This is a genomic window from Halopseudomonas phragmitis (genome assembly GCF_002056295.1).
In the GTDB taxonomy this organism is placed as follows: Bacteria; Pseudomonadota; Gammaproteobacteria; order Pseudomonadales; family Pseudomonadaceae; genus Halopseudomonas; species Halopseudomonas phragmitis.
The window spans coordinates 25,776-47,867 of record NZ_CP020100.1 but is presented as its reverse complement, the minus strand read 5'-3'; the positions used below and the strand labels follow the sequence as shown (position 1 = coordinate 47,867).

Below are 22,092 nucleotides of genomic sequence, written 5' to 3'. Positions count from 1 at the left end.
GAATGATCAACGAAATCAAGCAGGATGCGCAGGAGCGCATGAAAAAATCGGTCGAATCGCTGGGCCATGCGTTTGCCAAGATCCGTACTGGTCGTGCGCACCCGAGTATCCTCGATAGCGTCATGGTGTCTTACTATGGTTCCGACACTCCGTTGCGTCAGGTCGCCAACGTGATCGTCGAGGACTCGCGTACTTTGGCACTGACGGTTTTCGACAAGGGAATGATTCAGGCGGTTGAAAAGGCCATCATGACCTCTGATCTGGGTCTCAACCCCGCTACCGCTGGAACTACCATCCGGGTGCCGATGCCAGCGCTGACCGAGGAAACCCGCAAGGGCTTTACCAAGCAGGCCAAGGCTGAAGCCGAGAATGCCCGGGTCGCGGTGCGCAATATCCGTCGTGACGCCCTGAGCCAGCTCAAGGATCTGCAGAAGGAAAAGGAAATCAGCGAAGACGAGGAGCGTCGTGCCGCTGATGATGTGCAAAAGCTGACTGACAAGTTCATCGCTGAAATTGACAAGGCCCTGGAAGTCAAGGAAGCGGACCTGATGGCCGTTTAAGGCTGTCGGCTCAAGTCAGCATGAATATGCCTGTCGAGGGGCGCAAGGCGTCCACGCCGCGCCATGTGGCGATCATCATGGACGGCAACAACCGGTGGGCGCGTCGGCGCCTGATGCCGGGCGTGGCTGGCCACAAGGCTGGAGTTGAGGCGGTCAAAGCAGTCATCGAGGTGTGCGCCGAAGCCGAGGTTGAGGTGCTCACGCTGTTTGCCTTCTCCAGCGAGAACTGGCAGCGCCCGGCCGATGAGGTCGGGGCGTTGATGGAGCTGTTTCTGGGTGCCTTGCGCCGTGAAGTTCGCAAGCTGCATGAGAACGGTATTCGTCTACGGATCATTGGTGATCGTAGCCGCTTTGCCCCCGAGTTGCAGTTGGCCATGCGTGATGCCGAGGCGTTGACCGCTGGCGGGCAACGCATGACGTTAGTGGTGGCGGCCAACTACGGCGGGCAGTGGGATATTGCCCAGGCCGCCAGGCAGTTGGCCCGCCGGGTAGCCGCCGGCGAGCTCAATCCCGAAATGATTGATGAGCGAGCAGTGGAGCAAGGGTTGAGCACTGCCGATTGGCCACTGCCTGACCTGTGCATCCGCACCGGTGGTGAGCGGCGGATCAGCAACTTTCTACTGTGGCAGTTGGCCTACGCTGAACTGTACTTTTCCGATCTGTACTGGCCCGACTTCAAGCATGAGGCTATGCGTGAGGCGCTGGCCGATTTCGCTTGCCGTCAGCGGCGCTTTGGTAAAACCAGCGAACAGATAGCTGCGGAGGGCTGATGCTCAAGCAACGGGTAATAACCGGGGTAATCCTGGCGCCGATCGCAATTGCCGGCTTCATTTTCCTGCAGGGTGGTCTGTTTGCCCTGTTCATCGGTGCGGTGGTCACCCTTGGTGCCTGGGAGTGGGCTCGTCTGGCTGGTGAAACCGCACAGACCCATCGGGTGGTCTATGCCGCGGTTGTGGCGGTGATTCTCTGGGCCTTGTATCAGTTTGGCTGGACACCTGGCCCGGTGCTGGTGCCGGCGCTGTTGTGGTGGCTGCTGGCCTGTGTCCTGATCGTACGTTATCCCGAAGCCAAGGGGTTGCGCAGTGGTATGCCGCTGGCCTGGTTGTTCGGGCTGCTGATTTTGGTTCCGGCTTGGTATGGCCTGGTCTGGCTCAGAGGTCAGGCGCATGGCCTGTGGCTGATTCTGGCCTTGGTAGTGCTGGTCTGGGCGGCGGATATTGGCGCCTATTTCGCCGGCAAGACCTGGGGCAAACGCAAGCTGTTGCCCAATGTCAGTCCTGGCAAGACCCTGGAAGGTTTGCTGGGTGGTGTGCTGCTGACCCAGGCGCTGGCACTGGCAGCGCTGCTTTATCTGAACTGGACCTTGCCGGCGCTGCTGCTGGGGCTGCTGGGTGCCTTGCTGGTGGTGTTGTTTTCGGTGGTCGGCGATCTGACTGAAAGTCTGTTCAAGCGCGAACAAGGCCTCAAGGACAGTAGCAAGCTGTTGCCTGGACATGGCGGGGTGCTTGATCGGATTGATAGCCTGACGGCGGCCATTCCGGTGTTTTCGCTGTGCTGGTGGTTGATTGGGAGTCAGCTCGGGTGAGGCGCCAGCAACTTTGTGTGCTGGGCGCCACCGGCTCGATTGGGGTCAGCACCCTGGATGTGGCCGGGCGGCATCCGGAGCGTTATCAGGTTTGGGCGCTGACGGGCTTCAGTCGCGTTGATGTTCTGCTTGAGCAGTGCCTGGCTCACCGCCCGCAGGTGGCGGTTGTCGCTCATGCCGAGCAGGCGGTGGTGCTGCAGCAGCAATTACGTGAGGCGGGTCTGGCAACCGAGGTGCTGCACGGTCCCGAGGCGTTGTGTCAGGTTGCTTCCAGCGGTCAGGTCGATGTGGTGATGGCGGCGATTGTTGGTGCTGCTGGTCTGGAACCGACCCTGGCAGCAGTGCGCGCCGGCAAGCGGGTACTGCTGGCCAACAAGGAAGCGCTGGTGATGTCCGGGGCGCTGTTCATGCAGGCCGTGGCTGAGTCCGGCGCTCAGTTGCTGCCCATCGATAGTGAGCACAATGCGATTTTTCAGTGTATGCCAGCCGATTACACCCGTGGTCTGGCACCGGTCGGGGTGCGTCGGATTCTATTGACGGCCTCCGGTGGTCCGTTCCGGGAGTGGCCGCTGGAGGCGCTGGCAAGCGCGACTCCTGAGCAGGCCTGTGCTCATCCCAACTGGTCAATGGGGCAGAAAATTTCAGTCGACTCGGCCAGCATGATGAACAAGGGGTTGGAGTTGATCGAAGCCTGCTGGCTGTTCGACGCCCGGCCGCAGCAGGTTGAGGTAGTGATTCATCCGCAAAGTGTGGTGCATTCGCTGGTTGATTATGTCGATGGCTCGGTACTGGCTCAGATGGGTAATCCCGATATGCGCACCCCGATTGCCCATGCGCTGGCCTGGCCGGAGCGTATCGATTCGGGCGTCAGTGCGCTGGATTTGCTGTTGACTGCCCGGCTGGACTTCCAGGCTCCTGATCCGCAGCGGTTCCCTTGCCTGGGGCTTGCGCGTCAGGCTGCTGAAGCCGGTGGGACTGCCTGCGCCATGCTCAATGCTGCCAATGAGGTCGCCGTGGCCGCCTTTCTTGAGCGGCGGATTGGTTTTACCGATATCCCTGTTATCATCGAAGACACACTGAACCGTATCACGGTGGAGTCGGTCAAAGATTTGCAGCACATAATGTGGGCCGATCAGGTTGCGCGTGAGCAGGCCGCGCACTGGGTTGCCCAGCGCAGTTGAGGCTGCCGGCTTGAGTTGAAGCCTTCACCAACGAGGCGTTGAATGGATCTGCTGTTTACAATTGTGGCGACCATTGTGGCTTTGGGCCTACTGGTCACCATCCACGAATACGGGCACTTCTGGGTCGCACGCCGCTGTGGGGTCAAGGTTCTGCGTTTTTCGGTCGGCTTCGGCTCGCCGCTGTATCGCTGGTATGACCGTCAGGGCACCGAATTCGTGATTGCCGCCATTCCCCTGGGTGGCTACGTCAAGATGCTGGATGAGCGTGAGGCACCGGTCGATGAGGCGGAGCTGGAGCGCGCGTTCAATCGCAAGGACGTCAAACAGCGCATCGCTATCGTTGCCGCAGGGCCTTTGGCCAACTTTCTGCTGGCCATTGTCGCTTTCTGGATTATCGCCGTAGTTGGTATTACCACGTTGGCGCCCGTGCTTGGTCCAGTACAGCCGGGCAGTGTGGCGGCGCGTGCAGGTTTGAGCGAAGGGCTGGAAATTCTTGAGGTCGATGGCCGGACAACCCGCAGTTGGCATGAGGTTAATCTGCAATTGATCCGCCGGCTTGGCGAAACCGGACAGATGCAGGTCACGGCCCGGAGCCTGGAAGGCGGCGAGCCGCAAACCTACACCCTGGAGTTGCGCGACTGGTTGCGCGGCGCCGATCAGCCTGATCCGATTGCCGCGTTGGGGTTGACCAGTTGGCAGCCGGTGGTGGCGCCACGGATCGGTCAGCTCAATGCCGACGGTGCGGCGGCAGCGGCGGGATTGCAAGAGGGTGATCTGATTGTCGAGGTCAATGGCGAGCCGGTTGATGACTGGGTACGCCAGGTGGTACCGGCGATTCAGAACAGTGCGGGACAGACGCTGAACCTGGGGGTTGAACGCAATGGTCGGTTCCTGAGTGTGGAACTGGTGCCGGCGGTCCGGGAGCAGGGCGAGCGTCAGGTCGGCTTCATCGGTGCAGGGGTCGAAGCATTCGACTGGCCCGAGCACATGATCCGCTCAATTGACTACAACCCGTTGGTGGCGATCCCGGTGGCGGTCGGCAAAACCTGGGACATGACCGTACTAACCCTGGAATCGCTGAAGAAAATGCTGACCGGGCTGGTCTCGGCAAAAAACTTGAGTGGCCCGATAACCATTGCTAAAGTGGCGGGCGCTTCGGCCAAGTCGGGGCTGGAGAGTTTTCTCACATTTATTGCTTATCTGAGCATAAGTCTGGGGGTACTCAACCTGCTGCCGATTCCGGTGCTTGATGGGGGGCATCTGGTCTATTACACCGCTGAATGGATCCGCGGCAAGCCGCTGTCCGAGCGGATTCAGGCCTGGGGGTTGCAAATTGGCCTGACGCTGATTGTCGGGATCATGCTGTTCGCCATCTATAACGATATCAGCCGGTTGGGTGGCTAATTACTAATTACCAATAAGTGGCTGTCATGCAGATGGCCAAAAATCAACCAGTCAGTCAGAACGGATTTCATGAAACGTTACCTATTGCCTGCGCTATTGCTGACACTCCTGGCGCCTGGGATTGCTCTTGCCGACGCCTTCCGGATCACCGACATTCGCGTCAATGGGTTGCAGCGTGTATCCGCTGGCAGCGTATTCAGCGCGCTGCCACTCAATATTGGTGAGCAGGTCGACAATCAGCAACTGGTTGAGGCTTCTCGGGCGCTGTTTCGCACCGGGTTCTTCCAGGATATTCAACTCGGCCGCGAAGGCGATGTACTGGTGATCACTGTGGTCGAGCGGCCATCGATTGCCTCGATTGAGCTGGAAGGCAACAAGGCGATCAAGAGTGAAGATCTGCTTAATGGTCTGCGTATGGCCGGCCTGGCGGAGGGTGAGATTTTCCAGCAGGCGACCCTTGAAGGGGTGCGCAACGAACTACTACGCCAGTACGTGTCCCAGGGGCGCTACTCGGCCGATATCGAAACCCAGGTAATTGCTGAGCCGCGCAACCGGGTTTCGCTGAAAATCGTCATCGATGAGGGCTCGGTGGCATCGATCAGTCATGTCAATGTGGTCGGCAATACGGTTTTTTCCAACGAAGACCTGACCGACCTGTTCGAGCTCAAGACCAGCCGCTGGTACCGCTTCTTCAGCAGTGCCGACAAGTATTCGCGGGAGAAACTCTCCGGTGACCTGGAGCGTCTGCGTTCCTACTATCTGGACCGTGGCTATATCAATATGGATATTGTCTCGACCCAGGTATCCATTACGCCGGACAAGAAACACGTCTACATCACGGTCAATATCGACGAGGGCGAGCAGTACAGCGTACGTGATGTGCGTTTGTCCGGTGACCTGGTCGTGGCTGAGGACGAAGTACGCAAGTTGCTGTTGATTGAGCCGGGCCAGGTTTTTTCCCGTCAGGTGCTGACGGCGACCTCTGACCTGATCAGCCGGCGCCTGGGCAACGAGGGGTATACCTTCGCTAACGTCAACGGTATTCCCGAGATCCATGAGGAAGATCGCAGCGTCACCGTGACCTTCGTGGTTGACCCGGGGCAGCGGGCCTATGTCAACCGGATCAATTTCCGTGGCAATACCAAGACTGATGACGAAGTACTGCGCCGGGAAATGCGCCAGATGGAAGGCGGCTGGGCTTCGACCCACCTGATCGACCAGTCCAAGGTCCGACTTGAACGGCTGGGCTTCTTCAAGGAAGTCAATGTCGAAACCGTGCCGGTGCCCGGTGCTGACGACCTGATCGATGTCAACTACACGGTGGAAGAGCAGCCGTCCGGCTCTATCACGGCCAGCCTGGGCTTTGCTCAGGGTACCGGTCTGATTCTTGGTGGTTCGATCAGTCAGAACAACTTCTTCGGCACCGGTAACCGGGTCAGTTTCAGTGCTACCCGTTCCGAGTACCAGACGGCGTTGTCGTTTGGCTTTCTCAACCCGTATTTCACGGTTGACGGCGTGAGCATGGGCTACAACGCCTTCTATCGCACCACCGACTATGACCGTTTGAACGTCGATATCTCCAGCTACGCGGTTGACTCCTACGGTGCCGGCTTCAACTTCGGTTACCCGATCAGCGACAACTCGCGATTGAATTTCGGTCTGTCGGTGCAGAATGACGAGGTCAAGACCGGGCGTTATACCGTACTGGAAATCCACGAGTTCCTGCGCCAGGAAGGTGATAAGTTCACCAACTTCAAGTTCAACGCCGGCTGGTCGCAGTCGACCCTCAACCGCGGGGTCTTCCCTGACCGCGGGCACTCGCAGTCGCTAGGCGCTGAGGTTACGGTGCCGGGCAGTGACCTAAGCTTCTATTCGCTCGATTATCGGGCACAGAAGTTTTTCCCGATGACTGAAGATCTGACTCTGCGTCTGCATACTGACCTGGGCTATGTGGATCGCTTCGGCAGTACCAAGTCGGTGCCGTTCTATGAGCACTACTTTGCCGGCGGTATCGGCTCGGTACGAGGTTTTCGTGACAGTACCCTGGGGCCGCGTAGTACGCCGAGTATGAGTAACGAGGATGATCCGCGGTTCCCCGAGGGATCGTTGACCGATCCGGATCAGGATCCGTTGCCCTTCGGTGGTAACGTCAAGGTCACCGGCGGTGCTGAAGTGCTGTTCCCGCTGCCTTTCATCAAGGACCAGCGCTCGCTGCGCACGGTGCTGTTCGTTGATGTCGGCAACGTGTTCGACACCAATTGTCTGAACGAGAACCGCAACTGCGGGGATGTCGATCTTGGGGATTTGCGTTACAGTGCCGGTGTCGGTCTGAACTGGCTGACGGCGCTGGGGCCGTTGGGCTTCAGCCTGGCTGTACCGCTGAACAAGCAGTCGGGCGACAAGACCCAGGTCTTCCAGTTCACTCTGGGTCAGACCTTCTAATTTCGGCTAATAACGAAACGTTATCAGGAGTCCTTTAAGTGGGTAAGTTTATTCGCGTTGCTTTGATGTCGGTGCTGGTCATGGCCAGTTTCCCGGCTGCCGCCCAGATGAAAATTGCTGTGCTGGACTACCAGATGGCGCTGCTTGAGTCGGATGCGGCCAAACGCTACTCCGTAGATGCCGAGAAGAAATTTGGCAGCCAGTTGCAGCGGCTGCGCAACCTCGAGTCAGAAGCCAAACGACTGCAGGAGCGTATGCAGCGCGACGGCGACAAGCTGGCCCAGGCCGAGCTGGAACGCCTGGAGCTGGAGTTCCGTCAGAAAGCCCGCGAGTTTCAGAGCGAGTCGCGCGAACTGAACGAAGCCAAGGCCGCTTCGGATCGGGAGATGCTGGAGCAGCTCAAGCCCAAGCTGGATCAGGCGGTCGAAGCCGTTCTGCAAGCCGGCTCCTATGATCTGGTGATCGATCGCAGCGCGGTGGTGGATGTCAAGCCGGAGTTCGATATCACCCGTCAGGTGATTGAACGCCTGAACAGCATGCGCTGAGCATCATGAGTACTACTGTCTCTCTGACCCTGTCCGAGCTGGCCCAGCTTTTGGATGCGCGGCTACTTGGTGAGGGGGGCGGGCGCATTACCGGTCTGGCTACCCTGCAGGAAGCCGGACCGGGTCAACTGAGTTTTCTTGCCAATCCGCAGTATCGTAAGTATCTGGCAACTAGCCAGGCCGAGGCGGTGTTGCTGACCGAGGCCGATGCCGAAGGTTTTACCGGCAATGCGCTGATCGTCGCCAACCCTTATCTGGCTTATGCCCGTCTGTCCCATCAGTTTGATCCGAAACCACGTCCAGCGCCCGGGATTCATCCAACGGCGGTGGTGGCCGAGGATGCCGAGGTCGACGCCAGTGCGGCAATCGGTCCGCACGTGGTCATCGAGTCCGGCGCGGTCATCGGTCCGGGTGTTACGCTGGGCGCGGGCTGCTTTGTCGGAGCTCGAAGCCGGATCGGAGAAGGTGGTTGGTTGTCTGCCCGGGTAACCCTGTATCACGACGTGATTATCGGGGCCCGGGTCGTGATTCAATCCGGTGCGGTCATCGGCGCTGAAGGGTTCGGCTTTGCCAACAACAAGGGACGCTGGGAGAAGATTGCCCAGATTGGTGGTGTGCGTATTGGTGATGATGTCGAAATTGGCTCCAATACCTGTATCGACCGTGGCGCTCTGGCCGATACCCTGATTGGTGATGGGGTCAAACTCGACAACCAAATTCAGATTGCCCACAACGTGCAGATTGGCGATCACACTGCCATGGCCGCCTGTGTCGGTATCTCCGGCAGCACCCGTATCGGTCGGCACTGTACCATTGCCGGCGGGGTCGGCATGGTTGGGCATATCGAAGTCTGCGACAACGTCTTTGTCAGCGGTATGACCATGGTCACCCGCTCGATCACCGAACCAGGTGCCTATTCTTCGGGAACGGCCATGCAACCTGCGGCGGAATGGAAAAAGAGCGCGGCGCGGATCAGGCAACTGGACTCGCTGGTCAAGCGGGTGCAACAACTGGAAAAACAGTTGTTGGCGGTGACTCCAGGGACGCAGGGTTCATCTGAATCCTGAGCTTGCGCCACGCTGGCGCATCACAATTTTCACTGCAAGGCCTTGCCATACATGGATATCAACGAAATCAAAGAGTATCTGCCACACCGCTATCCTTTCCTGCTGGTAGATCGGGTGTTGGAGCTGGATCTGGAAGGCCGCAAGATTCGCGCCTACAAGAATGTGTCGGTCAACGAACCGTTTTTCAACGGCCACTTCCCTGGCCATCCGATCATGCCGGGTGTGCTGATCATCGAGGCCATGGCTCAAGCCGCTGGTCTGCTGGGCTTCAAGATGATGAACACCAAGGCCGAAGATGGCACTCTGTATTACTTCGTCGGCTCCGACAAGCTGCGTTTTCGTCAGCCGGTGGTGCCGGGTGATCAGTTGCAGTTGGAAGCCGAGTACCTGAGCAACAAGCGGGGCATCTGGAAGTTTGCCTGTCGGGCGCTGGTGGATGGCAAGGAGGCTTGTTCCGGCGAAATCATCTGTGCGGAACATAAGGTATGAGTCGGATTCACCCTCAGGCGATCGTCGATCCATCCGCCCGTCTGGCGGATGATGTCGAGGTGGGCCCCTGGACTCTGATTGGGCCAGAGGTCGAGATCGGTGCCGGTAGTGTCATCGGTTCGCATGTGGTGATCAAAGGGCCGACCCGAATCGGTCGCAACAACCGTATCTTTCAGTTTGCCTCGGTCGGTGAGGACTGTCAGGACAAGAAGTACAACGGTGAACCAACCCGGCTGGAAATCGGTGACAACAACGTCATCCGTGAGGGGTGTACTATTCATCGTGGCACCGTGCAGGATCAGGGCGTGACTCGGATCGGAAGCAACAACCTGCTGATGGCCTATGTGCATGTGGCTCACGACTGCGTGGTTGGCGACAACATCATCATGGCCAACAACGCCACCATCGCTGGTCATGTGCAAATCGGCAATGGCGCGATTCTGGGTGGTTACACCACGGTGCACCAGTTCTGTCATATCGGCGCTTTTGCCATGAGCGCGGCCAATAGCGCGGTATTCAAGGACATTCCGGCCTTTGTCATGGTCGGTGGCAATCCGGCTGGTGCACACGGCATGAACTTTGAGGGCATGCGCCGGCGCGGCTACAGTGCAGAACTGGTCAGCGCCCTGCGCCGTGCCTACAAGGTTGTCTATCGTCAGGGCTTGACCCTGCAGGAGGCGCTGGCCCAGCTTGAAGGCAGTGCCGAGCAATATCCCGAAGTTGCGCTCTACCGCGACTCCATTCTGGCCTCGACCCGCGGTATTACCCGGTAGTGGCAACTCAGCAACCTCTATGTATTGCGCTGGTCGCCGGAGAAGCCTCCGGCGATACCTTGGGTGCCGGCCTGATCCGGGAGCTTAGGCAGCGTTTCCCTGATGCGCGTTTTATCGGTATCGGGGGCCCGAAAATGCTTGCCGAGGGCATGCAGACCCGGGTCCCGATGGAGCGTCTGTCGGTAATGGGGTTGGTCGAAGTACTCGGGCGGCTGCGCGAATTGCTGCGGATTCGTCGTGAGCTGGTCGATTATCTCAAGGCCGAGCGGCCCGATGTGTTCATCGGCATCGATGCCCCGGATTTCACCCTGGGGGTCGAGCGGCGGTTGCGCGAGGCCGGTATTGCCACTGTGCATTATGTCAGCCCTTCAGTCTGGGCCTGGCGTGAGAAGCGGGTGCTGGGCATTCGCGAATCCACTGACTTGATGCTGACCCTGTTCCCGTTCGAGGAGGAAGTTTATCAGCGTCATGGGGTGCGCGTGCGTTGCGTCGGCCACACTCTGGCCGATCGTATTGCCCTGGAGCCTGATCGTCTGGCGGCGCGTGAGACGCTGGATCTGGCCGCTGGAGCCCGGGTGGTGGCGCTGATGCCTGGCAGCCGCAATGGCGAACTGCGCAAACTCGGGCGCCTGTTCCTGGATACTGCCAGTTGGTGCCTGGAGCGCGACCCTTCTTTGCAGTTCATCCTGCCGTGCGCCAACCCACAGCGTCGTGAGCAGATGGAAGCAATCATTGCCGAATCCGGGATGGTTTTGCCGCTGACCCTGCTCGATGGTCAGGCCCACGAAGCACTGGCTGCCTGTGATGCTGTACTGATCGCCTCGGGTACTGCGACCTTGGAAGCGATGTTGTTCAAACGGCCTATGGTCGTGGCCTATCGGATGGCCGGTCTGACCTTTAAGATTCTTAAGCGGCTGGTCAAGGTCGGCCATGTTGCTCTTCCCAATCTGCTCGCCGGGCGTGAAGTGGCGCCTGAGTTCCTTCAGGATGCGGCGACCCCTGAAGCGCTGGGGGGAGCACTGCTCGCCCGTCTGCAGCCCAGTCCCGAACGTGACGACGCCCAGGCCACCTTTCTTGAGCTGCACCAGCTCTTGCGCCGTGACGCGGACAATGCCGCTGCCGAGGCGATTCTGGAGTTGCTGCGCGATAAGGGCCGGCTATGACCCAGCTGAGTATGGACTGGGCCTTGCCGGCAGGTGACGAGTTGATAGCAGGGGTGGATGAGGTTGGCCGTGGTCCGCTCTGTGGTGCGGTAGTGACAGCTGCGGTGATTCTTGATCCAACCAGACCTATTGAGGGTCTGAACGACTCGAAGAAGCTTACCGAGGCCCGCCGCGAAGCACTGTTTCCGCTGATTCAGGAGCGGGCGCTGGCCTGGTGCATTGCCCGGGCTGAGGTCGAGGAGATCGATCAGTTGAATATTCTCCATGCCACCATGCTGGCGATGCAGCGGGCGGTGGCTGGTTTGGCTGTAATCCCGGACCGGGTGCTGATTGACGGTAATCGCTGTCCGCCACTGCCCATGCCGGCTGAACCTGTGGTCAAGGGTGACAGCCGGGTGCCGGCGATTGCTGCCGCCTCAATTCTGGCCAAGGTGGCTCGGGATCGGGAAATGTGCGAGCTGGACCGTCAGTACCCTGGCTATGGCCTGGCCGGGCATAAGGGCTATCCGACCCCGGTGCATCTGCAGGCTTTGCGCGAGCTGGGGGCTACACCCATCCATCGGCGCTCGTTCGCACCGGTGCGGGCAGTTTTGGAATCTTGACGGCGCTTGAGGCGGGCTGATCAATTGCTCCGAAGTCAGGTGCACGGTTGGCGGTGAGCTGTTCTAGACCGTTAGGGAAACACTGATTAAATCAGTTTCGGTGTTGACCCAATTGTCGCTGACCTGTTCTGGACACGCCGTGAACCCATCCCTGGGGGCTTGACGATGCCCGTCCGGGGCATCGACAGTCCAGAACAGGTCAGCGCCAACTGGGCTACTGAGCTTGCGTGTAATTAATCAGTGTTTCCTTGGTGTTTCCTGAGCGCCAGGCTGGCCGCAGTCTACCCCCGCCGCTACAATCCATGCTTTGAACATCCCTCCAGCGTCCACAGGATTCGCATGAACCACAGCTTCATCCATTTGCGCGTACACACCGAATTTTCCCTGGTCGACGGCCTGGTCAAAGTCAAGCCGCTGATCAAGACGGTGGGCGAGGCGGGCATGCCGGCGGTGGCGGTGACCGACCAGAGCAACATGTGCAGTCTGGTGAAGTTTTACAAGACCGCCATGGGGGCGGGCATCAAGCCGATTTCCGGGGTGGATGTCTGGTTGGTCGGGCGCGATGATGATGACCAGCTTACTCGCATGACCCTGTTGGCGATGGATGCCAAAGGCTACCGCAACCTGACCGAGCTGGTATCGCGCGGTTTTACCGAAGGTCAGAGCAATGGCCTGTCGACCGTACGCCGGGAGTGGATCGCCGAGGCCAGTGAAGGGGTGATCGCGCTGTCGGGGGCAAAAGAGGGTGAAATCGGCCAGGCCTTGCTATCTAGTAATCCGCAGGTGGCCGATGAGCTGCTGGATTTCTGGATGACGGTGTTCCCTGAGCGCTTTTATCTGGAGCTGCAGCGGACCGACCGGGCCAACGATGAAGAGCACGTACATGCTGCCGTGGCTCTGGCGGTGCGCAGTGGTTGCCCGGTAGTGGCAACCAACGATGTGCGGTTTCTCAAGCGCGAGGATTTCGAAGCCCATGAAACCCGTGTCTGCATTGGTGAGGGCCGGGCGCTGGACGATCCGCGCCGGGTGCGTCAGTACAGCGAAGAGCAGTATCTCAAGACTCCTGCGGAAATGGCCGAGCTGTTTGCCGATATCCCCGAGGCACTGGAAAACTCGGTCGAAATTGCCCGCCGCTGTAATATCGAGGTGCAGTTGGGCACCTACTTCCTGCCGGATTTCCCGATTCCCGAAGGCATGACCATCGAGGAATACTTCAAGCAGGTTTCATTCGAGGGGCTGGAAGAACGACTCAAGGTCATTTTGCCGCCCGATACCCCGGATTATGAGGCTAAGCGTCAGGTCTATATCGACCGGCTTAACTTCGAGCTGGATATCATCAACCAGATGGGTTTCCCGGGCTACTTCCTGATCGTGATGGACTTCATCAAGTGGGCCAAGGGCAACGGGGTGCCGGTAGGCCCTGGTCGGGGCTCGGGTGCCGGTTCGCTGGTGGCCTACTCGCTGTTGATCACTGATCTTGATCCGCTGCAGTATGACCTGCTGTTCGAGCGTTTCCTCAACCCCGAGCGGGTCTCGATGCCCGACTTCGACGTTGACTTTTGCATGGAAGGCCGCGACCGGGTGATCGACTATGTGGCCGACATGTACGGTCGCAACGCGGTGTCGCAGATCATCACCTTCGGAACCATGGCGGCCAAGGCGGTAGTGCGCGATGTGGCGCGGGTGCAGGGCAAGTCCTATGGCCTGGCCGACAAGCTGTCGAAGATGATTCCGTTCGAAGTCGGCATGACCCTGGCCAAGGCCTATGAACAGGAAGAGATGCTCCGCGACTTCCTCGCCAACGACGAGGAAGCCCAGGAAATCTGGGACATGGCGCTCAAGCTCGAAGGCATCACCCGTAACGTCGGCAAGCACGCTGGTGGGGTGGTGATCGCGCCGACCAAACTGACCGATTTTGCTCCACTTTATTGTGATGAGTCCGGTGGTGGCCTGGTAACCCAGTTCGACAAGGATGATGTGGAGTCGGCCGGCCTGGTCAAGTTCGACTTCCTCGGGCTACGAACCCTGACCATCATCAAGTGGGCGATGGAGACCATCAACCGCGAGCAGGCCAAAAAGGGTCTTGAGCCGATCAATATCGATTTCATCCCGTTGGATGACAAGCCGACCTATGCCATGTTGCAGAAGGCCGAGACCACGGCGGTGTTCCAGCTTGAATCGCGCGGTATGAAGGAGCTGATCAAAAAGCTCAAGCCGGACTGTCTGGAAGACCTGATCGCACTGGTGGCACTGTTCCGTCCGGGACCGCTGCAATCGGGCATGGTTGACGACTTCATCAACCGTAAACACGGGCGCGAGGAAATTTCCTACCCGCACCCGAACTACCAGTACCCCGGGCTGGAGCCAGTGCTCAAGCCGACCTACGGTATCATTCTGTATCAGGAACAGGTGATGCAGATTGCCCAGGTAATGGCCGGCTACACCCTCGGTGGCGCCGATATGCTGCGCCGGGCGATGGGTAAGAAAAAACCAGAAGAGATGGCCAAGCAGCGTGCCGTCTTCCTGGAGGGCTGCCAGAACAACGGCATCGATGCCGACCTGGCGGGCAACATCTTCGACCTGGTGGAAAAGTTCGCCGGTTACGGGTTCAACAAGTCGCACTCGGCGGCCTATGGTCTGGTCTCCTACCAGACCGCCTGGCTCAAGGCGCACCATCCGGCGCCGTTCATGGCTGCTGTACTCTCGGCCGATATGCACAACACCGACAAGGTGGTGACCCTGATCGAGGAATGCCGCAGCATGAAGCTGCGGATCAAGGCGCCTGACGTCAATGTTTCCGAGTTCAAGTTCACCGTCGATGAAGCCGGCGATGTGGTTTATGGTCTGGGCGCCATCAAGGGTGTGGGCGAGGGACCGGTGGAAACCATCGTCGAGACCCGCCAGGCCGGCGGGCCGTTCAATGATTTGTTCGATTTCTGTGCCCGGGTCGATCTCAAGCGTATCAACAAGCGGGTCATGGAAGCGCTGATCCGTAGCGGTGCGCTGGACCGGCTGGGACCGTTCTTTGCCGAGGAGCCACAGGCCTACCAGAAGCAGATCGACCGGAACCGCGCAGCTCTGATGGCAGCCATGGAAGAGGCCATTGCCTCGGCCGAGCAGAGCGCCAAGAGCGCTGACAGCGGTCATGATGATCTGTTTGGCGACCTGCTGGGACCGTCAACCGAGCGTGATGTCTACGAACCCTATCGAAGGGTGCGCGAATGGAGTTTCAAGGAACGGCTGCGTGGTGAGAAGGAAACCCTCGGCCTGTATCTGACCGGTCACCCAATCGATGAGTATGAACAGGAAGTACGACGCTTTGCCCGGCAGCGGATTCTCGATCTGAAACCCTCGCGTGATAGCCAAACGGTAGCCGGGTTGGTTTTCGATCTGCGGGTGATGAAGAACAAGCGTGGTGATAAGGTGGCGTTCGTGACCCTGGATGACCGTTCGGCACGGATCGAGGCTTCGCTGTTCTCCGAAGCCTATGCTGCCGCCCAGGCTCTATTGCAGAAAGATGCGCTGTTGGTCATCGAGGGCGAGGTGGCGCTGGATGATTTCTCCGGCGGCATGCGCTTGCGGGCCAAGCGGGTGATGAGTCTGGAAGAGGCGCGTACCGCCTTGCTCGACAGTGTTCGCATTCGCCTGGATACTCAATGTCATGGGCCGGATAGCTTGGGCAAGGTTGCGGCACTGCTGCAGCAGCATCGTGGCGAATGTGCGGTCAGTGTTGAGTTGCAGCGCCCGGACGCCGAGGTACTTTTGCGTCTGGGTGATGACTGGTGCGTTGAACCGGCCGATGATCTGGTGCAGAGCCTGCGTGACCAGTTGGGCAAAGACAGCGTCTCTTTGCACTACAGATAGGCTCTGCGTGTTGCCCGCCAGACTTGTGGCGCAGGTAACGGCAGTGATCCTCGACGAATCTGCGGCAATCCCGTAAGGTATTGCCGAACAATTTCTGACGCCCGACGGGCCGCCACGCGGATAATGGATGCTTATGAGCAAGAGTCAGCAATACCTGGAATTCGAACAGCCCATCGCTGATTTGCAGGCCAAGATTGAGGAGCTACGTCTGGTCGGCAATGACAACTCTCTCAATATCACCGAAGAAATTGCCAAGCTGCAGGACAAGAGCAAGTCGCTCACTGAAAGCATTTTCGGCAACCTCAGCAGTTGGCAAATCGCGCAAATGGCGCGGCATCCGCAGCGTCCCTATACCCTGGATTACATCAGTCATATCTTTACCGACTTTGAAGAGCTGCACGGTGATCGGCACTTTGCTGACGATGCAGCGATTGTTGGCGGGATGGCGCGCCTGGATGGTCGCCCGGTGATGGTTATCGGTCACCAGAAGGGGCGCGATGTTCGGGAGAAGGTCCGGCGCAACTTCGGCATGCCCAAGCCTGAAGGCTACCGCAAGGCCTGCCGGCTGATGCAGATGGCCGAGCGCTTCAAGATGCCGATCCTCACCTTTATCGATACCCCAGGCGCTTATCCGGGTATCGACGCCGAGGAGCGTGGCCAGAGCGAGGCGATTGCCTGGAACCTGCAAGTGATGGCGCGGCTGAAGACCCCGATTATCGCCACCGTGATTGGTGAGGGTGGTTCCGGTGGCGCATTGGCCATCGGTGTCTGCGATCATCTGATGATGTTGCAATACTCCACCTACTCGGTGATTTCGCCGGAAGGCTGTGCCTCTATTCTGTGGCGTAGCGCCGAGAAGGCTGCTGATGCCGCTCAGGCCATGGGCGTGACCGCTGAGCGGCTCAAGGAGCTGGGGCTGGTCGATAACCTGATCCCCGAACCGCTGGGCGGCGCGCACCGCAACCCGGCTGAAACCGCTGCGCGGATCAAGGCCCGCTTGATTGCCGAACTCGACAAGCTCGGCGGCCTGGCTGATGACGCACTACTGGAGCAGCGTTACCAGCGGCTGATGAGTTACGGCCTGCAGTAACATGCTGTCTTCGCAGGCGCTGCTCGAGCAGTTGGCGCCCTGCGCCCATGCCCCGGCCTGGTGGTTGGGGCTGTCCGGCGGCCTGGATTCTCTGCTGTTGCTGGACTTGTTGGCCGAGTTGGCGACAACCCATCAAGTTCCCCCTCTGCGCGTTATCCATATCCACCATGGCCTGCATCCCGATGCCGATGCCTGGGCCGAGCATTGCCGTCAGGCTTGTGAACAACGGGGTTTGCCGTTGCACTGCGAACGGGTGACGCTGGCGCCTGGCGGCAGCGTTGAAGAGGCTGCCCGTCAGGCGCGCTATGCTGCCTTCGAACGGCAGATTGGGTCTGGCGAGGTGCTGCTGCTGGCCCATCATCGGGATGATCAGTTGGAAACCTTGTTGTTTCGAGTGCTGCGTGGCACCGGTGTGCGCGGGCTGGCCGGCATGCCGCGTGAGCGTGCTCTGGGGCAGGGGCGGTTGTATCGGCCACTACTGGGGTTTTCCCGGGCCGAGCTGGAGCGCGAGGCGCGCCGGCGTGGGCTGAGCTGGATCGACGACCCGGCCAATACCGACCCGCGCTTTGCCCGCACCGCTCTGCGTCACCAATGGCTGCCGAACCTGCGTCAGGCCTGGCCACATCTGGATGACAACCTGCTGCGCCTGGCTGCCCATGCCGAGGAAGCCAACAATCTGCTTGATGAGCGAGCGGCCGAGGATCTGGAGTACTGTACTGACGCTTTAGCCGATGCCTGGCTGAGTGCCTGGCCCAGCTTGCTGGTGAGGCGTCTGCTGGAGCTGAGTCCAGCCCGGCAGCGCAATCTGCTGCGGTTCTGGCTACACGGTTTGGGCCATGTGGCGCCGGAGCAGCGCCAGTTGCTGCAGTGGCAGCAGCAGTTGACTGCTGCGGCTGATCGTCAGCCGCTGCTGAGTCTGGCTGGCTACCGCTTGTGCCGTTCGTCGGATCGTCTGTGGTGCTTGCCCGCAGCGGGCGTGCCAGCAGGGAAGGGGGAGGCGTTGCACAAGCTGGCCGATATCCGGCTGCGTGCGGGTAATGGCTGGTTGTGCTGGCGTCACCGCCAGGGTGGACTGCTGCCGGGGGCTGGGCCATGGCAGATTGGTTATCGCCAGGGCGGGGAGCGCATTCGTCTGCCGGGCAGACCCAGCCAGTCACTCAAACAGTTGTTCCAGGAGGCTGGCATTCCTATGTGGCTGCGTCCATCAATCCCATTGCTATACTGCCAAGGGCATCTGGTATCGGTGGCCGGTCGTTGGAATGCCGAGGCCTTCATGGCCGCGCCGGACCAGGATGGCTGGGAGTTGAGCTGGTTTCCGTGTGCGGAAAGGCCAGCTACGGATTGAGCAAGACGGGGCGCTCTGGTATCCTGATATCCCATCTTGACGAGACTTTGGGAAAGACCTTTTTCCCGGCTCCCTTTCGATTCCTTGCGGCCCTGCCGCCTAACAGTTCAATCACGGGTTTTTCATGACGCGCTACATTTTCGTCACGGGTGGTGTTGTATCTTCTTTGGGTAAGGGCATCGCCTCGGCATCCCTGGCGGCAATTCTCGAAGCGCGTGGCCTCAAGGTCACCATGCTCAAGCTGGATCCCTATATCAACGTTGATCCCGGCACCATGAGCCCGTTCCAGCATGGCGAAGTATTCGTCACCCATGACGGCGCCGAGACCGACCTTGACCTGGGGCACTACGAGCGCTTCGTGCGCACCACCATGACCCAGAACAACAACTTCACCACTGGCCGGGTATATGCCGACGTGCTGCGCAAGGAGCGACGCGGCGATTATCTGGGCGCCACCATTCAGGTGATTCCGCATATCACCGACGAGATCAAGAGCCGGATCATCAAGGGTGCCGCTGGTGCCGATGTGGCGCTGGTCGAAATCGGTGGCACGGTCGGCGACATCGAGTCGCAGCCGTTCCTTGAAGCGATCCGTCAGTTGCGGGTTGAAGTTGGCGCCAAGCGCGCGATGCTGATGCACCTGACCCTGGTGCCCTATATCGCCACCGCCGGCGAGACCAAGACCAAGCCGACCCAGCACTCGGTCAAGGAACTGCGTTCGATCGGTCTGCAGCCTGATGTGCTGATCTGCCGCTCCGACCACCCGATCGATCTGTCGTCGCGGCGCAAGATCGCTCTGTTTACCAACGTTGAAGAACGCGCAGTCATCGCGCTGGAAGATGTCGATACCATCTACCGGATTCCCTCGGTGTTACATGCACAGGGCCTGGACGATTTCGTGGTCGAGCGCTTCGGTCTGGAGTGTGGTGGCGCGGACCTGTCCGAATGGGAACGGGTGGTTGATGCCAAGCTCAATCCTGAGCACGAAGTCACCATCGCCATGGTCGGCAAGTACATGGAGCTGCTGGATGCCTACAAATCGCTGATCGAGGCGCTCAGCCATGCCGGCATTCAGAGCCGGACCAAGGTCAATGTGCGTTATATCGACTCCGAAGACATCGAAACCAAGGGTACAACCCTGCTGGAAGGGGTCGATGCCATCCTGGTGCCGGGCGGCTTTGGGCTGCGCGGCGTGGAAGGCAAGATCAAGACCGTACAGTATGCCCGCGAGAACAAGATCCCTTACCTGGGGATCTGTCTGGGCATGCAGGTGGCGGTGATCGAATACGCCCGTAACGTACTGGGCTGGCAGGATGCAAACTCTACTGAGTTCGACAAGACTTCTGCCCATCCGGTAGTAGGTCTGATCACCGAGTGGCAGACCGCCAGCGGCGAGAAGCAGCAGCGCAGCGAGGAGTCCGATCTGGGTGGCACCATGCGCCTTGGCGGCCAGGAGTGTGCTTTGGTGCCGGGCTCGCTGGCCTATGACTGCTACGGCAAGGACGTGATTGTCGAGCGTCATCGCCATCGTTACGAGGTCAACAACAACCTGTTGCCTGAACTCGAGGCGGGTGGTTTGAAGATTACCGGTCGTTCGGTCGATGGCGCACTGGTTGAAATGGTTGAAGCTCCGAATCATCCCTGGTTCGTTGCCTGCCAGTTCCACCCTGAATTCACTTCGACGCCGCGTTATGGCCATCCGCTGTTCAGTGGTTTTGTCAATGCAGCGCTGAACCAACATTCGGCCAAGGCCTGAGGAACAAGCATGTCGCAGAAAACCGTGACCGTTGGCGATATCCAGATCGCCAACGACAAGCCCTTCGTGCTGTTTGGTGGCATGAACGTTCTGGAATCCCGCGACCTGGCCATGCAGATCTGCGAAACCTATGTCGAGGTGACCGGCAAGCTGGGGATTCCCTACGTGTTCAAGGCCAGTTTCGATAAGGCCAACCGTTCGTCGATCAACTCCTTCCGTGGTCCGGGCATGGAGGAAGGGCTGAAGATCTTCGAAGAGATCAAGCAGACCTTCAAGGTGCCGGTCATTACCGATGTGCACGAACCCTATCAGGCGGCGCCGGTAGCCGAGGTCTGCGACATCATTCAACTACCGGCCTTCCTGTCACGCCAGACCGACCTGGTAGTGGCGATGGCGAAAACCAATGCGGTGATCAACATCAAGAAGGCCCAGTTCCTCGCGCCGCAGGAAATGAAGCATATCCTCAGCAAGTGCGAGGAAGCCGGCAATGAGCGGTTGATCCTGTGCGAACGCGGCTCCAGCTTTGGCTACAACAATCTGGTCGTCGACATGCTTGGCTTCGGCATCATGAAGCAGTTCGAGTACCCGGTGTTCTTCGATGTCACCCATGCCTTGCAGATGCCGGGCGGGCGTAGCGATTCGGCCGGTGGCCGTCGGGCCCAGGTCACCGATCTGGCCAAGGCCGGCATGAGCCAGGGCTTGGCTGGGCTGTTCCTGGAAGCCCACCCGGATCCGGACAATGCCAAGTGCGACGGTCCCTGTGCTTTGCGTCTGAACAAGCTGGAGCCTTTCCTGTCCCAGCTCAAGGCGCTGGATGAACTGGTCAAGAGTTTCCCCGTGCTGGAAACCGCCTGACAATTTACCGATTGATTTCTGTATACGATGGAGCAAGCAGCAACCATGGCTAAGATCATTGACATCAAGGGTCGTGAAGTTCTCGATTCCCGTGGCAACCCGACCGTTGAAGCCGACGTGATTCTCGAAGGCGGCATTGTGGGCAGCGCCTGTGCGCCGTCTGGAGCCTCCACCGGTTCGCGTGAAGCACTGGAACTGCGTGATGGCGACAAGGGTCGTTATCTGGGCAAGGGGGTGCTCAAGGCTGTGGCCAACGTCAATGGCCCGATCCGTGAGCTGTTGGTGGGGCGTGATGCCAGTGATCAGCGCGGCCTGGATATGGCCATGATCGAGCTGGACGGCACCGAAAACAAGGCCAAGCTGGGTGCCAACGCGATCCTTGCAGTCTCTCTGGCTGCGGCCAAGGCTGCGGCTCAGGCCAAGGGCATGCCGCTGTACGCCCACATTGCCGAGCTGAACGGCACGCCGGGTGTCTACTCCATGCCGGTACCGATGATGAACATCATCAACGGTGGTGAGCATGCCGACAACAACGTCGACATTCAGGAGTTCATGGTCCAGCCAGTAGGCGCCAAGACCTTCGCTGATGCCCTGCGTATGGGCGCCGAGATTTTCCATCACCTCAAGGCCGTACTCAAGGCCCGTGGTCTGAACACTGCGGTTGGCGACGAAGGCGGCTTCGCCCCCAACCTGAGCTCCAACGAGGATGCCCTGGGCGCCATCGCCGAAGCCGTGGCCAACGCCGGTTACAAGCTGGGTGACGATGTGACCCTGGCGCTGGACTGCGCTTCCAGCGAATTCTACAAAGATGGCAAGTACGATCTGGCTGGCGAAGGCAAGGTGTTTGATGCTGCCGGCTTCGCCGACTATCTGGCGGGTCTGAGTCAGCGTTACCCGATCATCTCCATCGAAGATGGTATGGACGAGTCCGACTGGGCCGGCTGGAAGGTGCTGACCGACAAGATCGGTGAGCAAGTCCAACTGGTGGGTGATGACCTGTTCGTAACCAACACCAAGATCCTCAAGCGCGGCATCGACGAGCAGATCGGCAACTCGATCCTGATCAAGTTCAACCAGATCGGCTCGCTGACCGAAACCCTGGAAGCCATCCAGATGGCCAAGGCTGCCGGCTTTACCGCAGTGATCTCGCACCGCTCGGGCGAGACCGAAGACAGCACCATCGCCGACCTGGCCGTAGGCACCGCCGCAGGTCAAATCAAGACCGGCTCGCTGTGCCGCTCGGATCGCGTGTCCAAGTACAACCAGTTGCTGCGCATCGAAGAGCAACTGGGTGCCAAGGCGCCGTACAAGGGCCGTGCCGAGTTCCGTGGCTAATAGTCTGGTTATATCCCCTCTCCGCCCTGTCGGAGA

The 22,092-nt window shown here is 59.5% G+C and carries 18 protein-coding genes; all 18 read left to right on the top strand.

Annotated elements, in window-relative coordinates; genetic code table 11:
- The first annotated feature begins 2 nt into the window (after positions 1-2).
- The 18 genes from frr (at position 3) to eno (ending at position 22,056) form a co-directional block, all read left to right on the top strand.
- The gene (gene frr, locus BVH74_RS00225) at positions 3-560 is read left to right on the top strand and encodes a ribosome recycling factor (RefSeq protein ID WP_080048127.1); all 558 of its coding nucleotides are present in this window, start codon (positions 3-5) and stop codon (positions 558-560) included.
- A 20-nt stretch (positions 561-580) separates the two neighbouring features.
- Positions 581-1,330 (top strand): polyprenyl diphosphate synthase, encoded by a 750-nt coding sequence (gene uppS, locus BVH74_RS00220; protein WP_080048126.1) that lies wholly within the window; start codon positions 581-583, stop codon positions 1,328-1,330.
- Positions 1,330-2,145 carry a phosphatidate cytidylyltransferase gene (locus BVH74_RS00215; protein ID WP_080048125.1) on the top strand — a complete coding sequence of 272 codons (816 nt, stop codon included), beginning with the start codon at positions 1,330-1,332 and terminating at the stop codon, positions 2,143-2,145. The genes uppS and BVH74_RS00215 overlap by 1 nt, the downstream gene beginning before the upstream one ends.
- Positions 2,142-3,326 carry a 1-deoxy-D-xylulose-5-phosphate reductoisomerase gene (ispC, locus tag BVH74_RS00210; protein ID WP_080048124.1) on the top strand — a complete coding sequence of 395 codons (1,185 nt, stop codon included), beginning with the start codon at positions 2,142-2,144 and terminating at the stop codon, positions 3,324-3,326. The genes BVH74_RS00215 and ispC overlap by 4 nt, the downstream gene beginning before the upstream one ends.
- 42 nt (positions 3,327-3,368) lie before the next feature.
- Positions 3,369-4,730, top strand: a complete 1,362-nt coding sequence (gene rseP / locus BVH74_RS00205; protein WP_080048123.1) for a sigma E protease regulator RseP — start codon at positions 3,369-3,371, stop codon at positions 4,728-4,730.
- Between the two features lie 69 nt (positions 4,731-4,799).
- On the top strand, positions 4,800-7,172 hold the full coding sequence (gene bamA / locus BVH74_RS00200; protein ID WP_080048122.1) for an outer membrane protein assembly factor BamA: 2,373 nt from the start codon (positions 4,800-4,802) through the stop codon (positions 7,170-7,172).
- A 65-nt stretch (positions 7,173-7,237) separates the two neighbouring features.
- Complete coding sequence (locus tag BVH74_RS00195; RefSeq protein ID WP_373279499.1) at positions 7,238-7,717, top strand: OmpH/Skp family outer membrane protein; 480 nt, start codon at positions 7,238-7,240, stop codon at positions 7,715-7,717.
- Positions 7,718-7,722: 5 nt separating this feature from the next.
- A complete protein-coding gene (lpxD, locus tag BVH74_RS00190; RefSeq protein ID WP_080048120.1) occupies positions 7,723-8,784 on the top strand; it encodes a UDP-3-O-(3-hydroxymyristoyl)glucosamine N-acyltransferase in 1,062 nt (353 codons plus the stop codon).
- Between the two features lie 51 nt (positions 8,785-8,835).
- Positions 8,836-9,273, top strand: coding sequence for a 3-hydroxyacyl-ACP dehydratase FabZ (fabZ, locus tag BVH74_RS00185; protein ID WP_080048119.1), 438 nt, complete (start codon positions 8,836-8,838; stop codon positions 9,271-9,273).
- The gene (lpxA, locus tag BVH74_RS00180) at positions 9,270-10,046 is read left to right on the top strand and encodes an acyl-ACP--UDP-N-acetylglucosamine O-acyltransferase (protein ID WP_080048118.1); all 777 of its coding nucleotides are present in this window, start codon (positions 9,270-9,272) and stop codon (positions 10,044-10,046) included. Before fabZ ends, lpxA begins: the two co-directional genes overlap by 4 nt.
- Positions 10,046-11,209, top strand: coding sequence for a lipid-A-disaccharide synthase (lpxB, locus tag BVH74_RS00175; RefSeq protein WP_080048117.1), 1,164 nt, complete (start codon positions 10,046-10,048; stop codon positions 11,207-11,209). Before lpxA ends, lpxB begins: the two co-directional genes overlap by 1 nt.
- Positions 11,210-11,220: 11 nt before the next feature.
- Positions 11,221-11,811, top strand: coding sequence for a ribonuclease HII (gene rnhB, locus BVH74_RS00170; protein WP_373279498.1), 591 nt, complete (start codon positions 11,221-11,223; stop codon positions 11,809-11,811).
- Positions 11,812-12,150: 339 nt separating this feature from the next.
- Complete coding sequence (dnaE, locus tag BVH74_RS00165; protein WP_080048115.1) at positions 12,151-15,675, top strand: DNA polymerase III subunit alpha; 3,525 nt, start codon at positions 12,151-12,153, stop codon at positions 15,673-15,675.
- A gap of 133 nt (positions 15,676-15,808) precedes the next feature.
- Positions 15,809-16,765, top strand: a complete 957-nt coding sequence (gene accA, locus BVH74_RS00160; RefSeq protein WP_080048114.1) for an acetyl-CoA carboxylase carboxyl transferase subunit alpha — start codon at positions 15,809-15,811, stop codon at positions 16,763-16,765.
- A gap of 1 nt (position 16,766) precedes the next feature.
- Positions 16,767-18,110 (top strand): tRNA lysidine(34) synthetase TilS, encoded by a 1,344-nt coding sequence (gene tilS, locus BVH74_RS00155; protein WP_080048113.1) that lies wholly within the window; start codon positions 16,767-16,769, stop codon positions 18,108-18,110.
- 124 nt (positions 18,111-18,234) lie between these two features.
- A complete protein-coding gene (pyrG, locus tag BVH74_RS00150) occupies positions 18,235-19,866 on the top strand; it encodes a CTP synthase (protein ID WP_080048112.1) in 1,632 nt (543 codons plus the stop codon).
- A gap of 9 nt (positions 19,867-19,875) precedes the next feature.
- Positions 19,876-20,721: a 3-deoxy-8-phosphooctulonate synthase gene (kdsA, locus tag BVH74_RS00145; RefSeq protein ID WP_080048111.1), complete on the top strand. Its 846-nt coding sequence runs from the start codon at positions 19,876-19,878 to the stop codon at positions 20,719-20,721.
- 45 nt (positions 20,722-20,766) lie between these two features.
- The gene (gene eno, locus BVH74_RS00140; protein WP_080048110.1) at positions 20,767-22,056 is read left to right on the top strand and encodes a phosphopyruvate hydratase; all 1,290 of its coding nucleotides are present in this window, start codon (positions 20,767-20,769) and stop codon (positions 22,054-22,056) included.
- Positions 22,057-22,092: the final 36 nt, after the last annotated feature.

Excerpts from the sequence above, each read along its gene's own strand:
- frr (WP_080048127.1), top strand. The coding sequence starts at position 3 with ATGATCAACGAAATCAAGCAGGATGCGCAGGAGCGCATGAAAAAATCG.
- uppS (WP_080048126.1), top strand. The coding sequence starts at position 581 with ATGAATATGCCTGTCGAGGGGCGCAAGGCGTCCACGCCGCGCCATGTG.
- BVH74_RS00215 (WP_080048125.1), top strand. The coding sequence starts at position 1,330 with ATGCTCAAGCAACGGGTAATAACCGGGGTAATCCTGGCGCCGATCGCA.
- rseP (WP_080048123.1), top strand. The coding sequence starts at position 3,369 with ATGGATCTGCTGTTTACAATTGTGGCGACCATTGTGGCTTTGGGCCTA.
- bamA (WP_080048122.1), top strand. The coding sequence starts at position 4,800 with ATGAAACGTTACCTATTGCCTGCGCTATTGCTGACACTCCTGGCGCCT.
- BVH74_RS00195 (WP_373279499.1), top strand. The coding sequence starts at position 7,238 with ATGTCGGTGCTGGTCATGGCCAGTTTCCCGGCTGCCGCCCAGATGAAA.
- lpxD (WP_080048120.1), top strand. The coding sequence starts at position 7,723 with ATGAGTACTACTGTCTCTCTGACCCTGTCCGAGCTGGCCCAGCTTTTG.
- fabZ (WP_080048119.1), top strand. The coding sequence starts at position 8,836 with ATGGATATCAACGAAATCAAAGAGTATCTGCCACACCGCTATCCTTTC.
- lpxA (WP_080048118.1), top strand. The coding sequence starts at position 9,270 with ATGAGTCGGATTCACCCTCAGGCGATCGTCGATCCATCCGCCCGTCTG.
- rnhB (WP_373279498.1), top strand. The coding sequence starts at position 11,221 with ATGGACTGGGCCTTGCCGGCAGGTGACGAGTTGATAGCAGGGGTGGAT.
- dnaE (WP_080048115.1), top strand. The coding sequence starts at position 12,151 with ATGAACCACAGCTTCATCCATTTGCGCGTACACACCGAATTTTCCCTG.
- accA (WP_080048114.1), top strand. The coding sequence starts at position 15,809 with ATGAGCAAGAGTCAGCAATACCTGGAATTCGAACAGCCCATCGCTGAT.
- tilS (WP_080048113.1), top strand. The coding sequence starts at position 16,767 with ATGCTGTCTTCGCAGGCGCTGCTCGAGCAGTTGGCGCCCTGCGCCCAT.
- pyrG (WP_080048112.1), top strand. The coding sequence starts at position 18,235 with ATGACGCGCTACATTTTCGTCACGGGTGGTGTTGTATCTTCTTTGGGT.
- kdsA (WP_080048111.1), top strand. The coding sequence starts at position 19,876 with ATGTCGCAGAAAACCGTGACCGTTGGCGATATCCAGATCGCCAACGAC.
- eno (WP_080048110.1), top strand. The coding sequence starts at position 20,767 with ATGGCTAAGATCATTGACATCAAGGGTCGTGAAGTTCTCGATTCCCGT.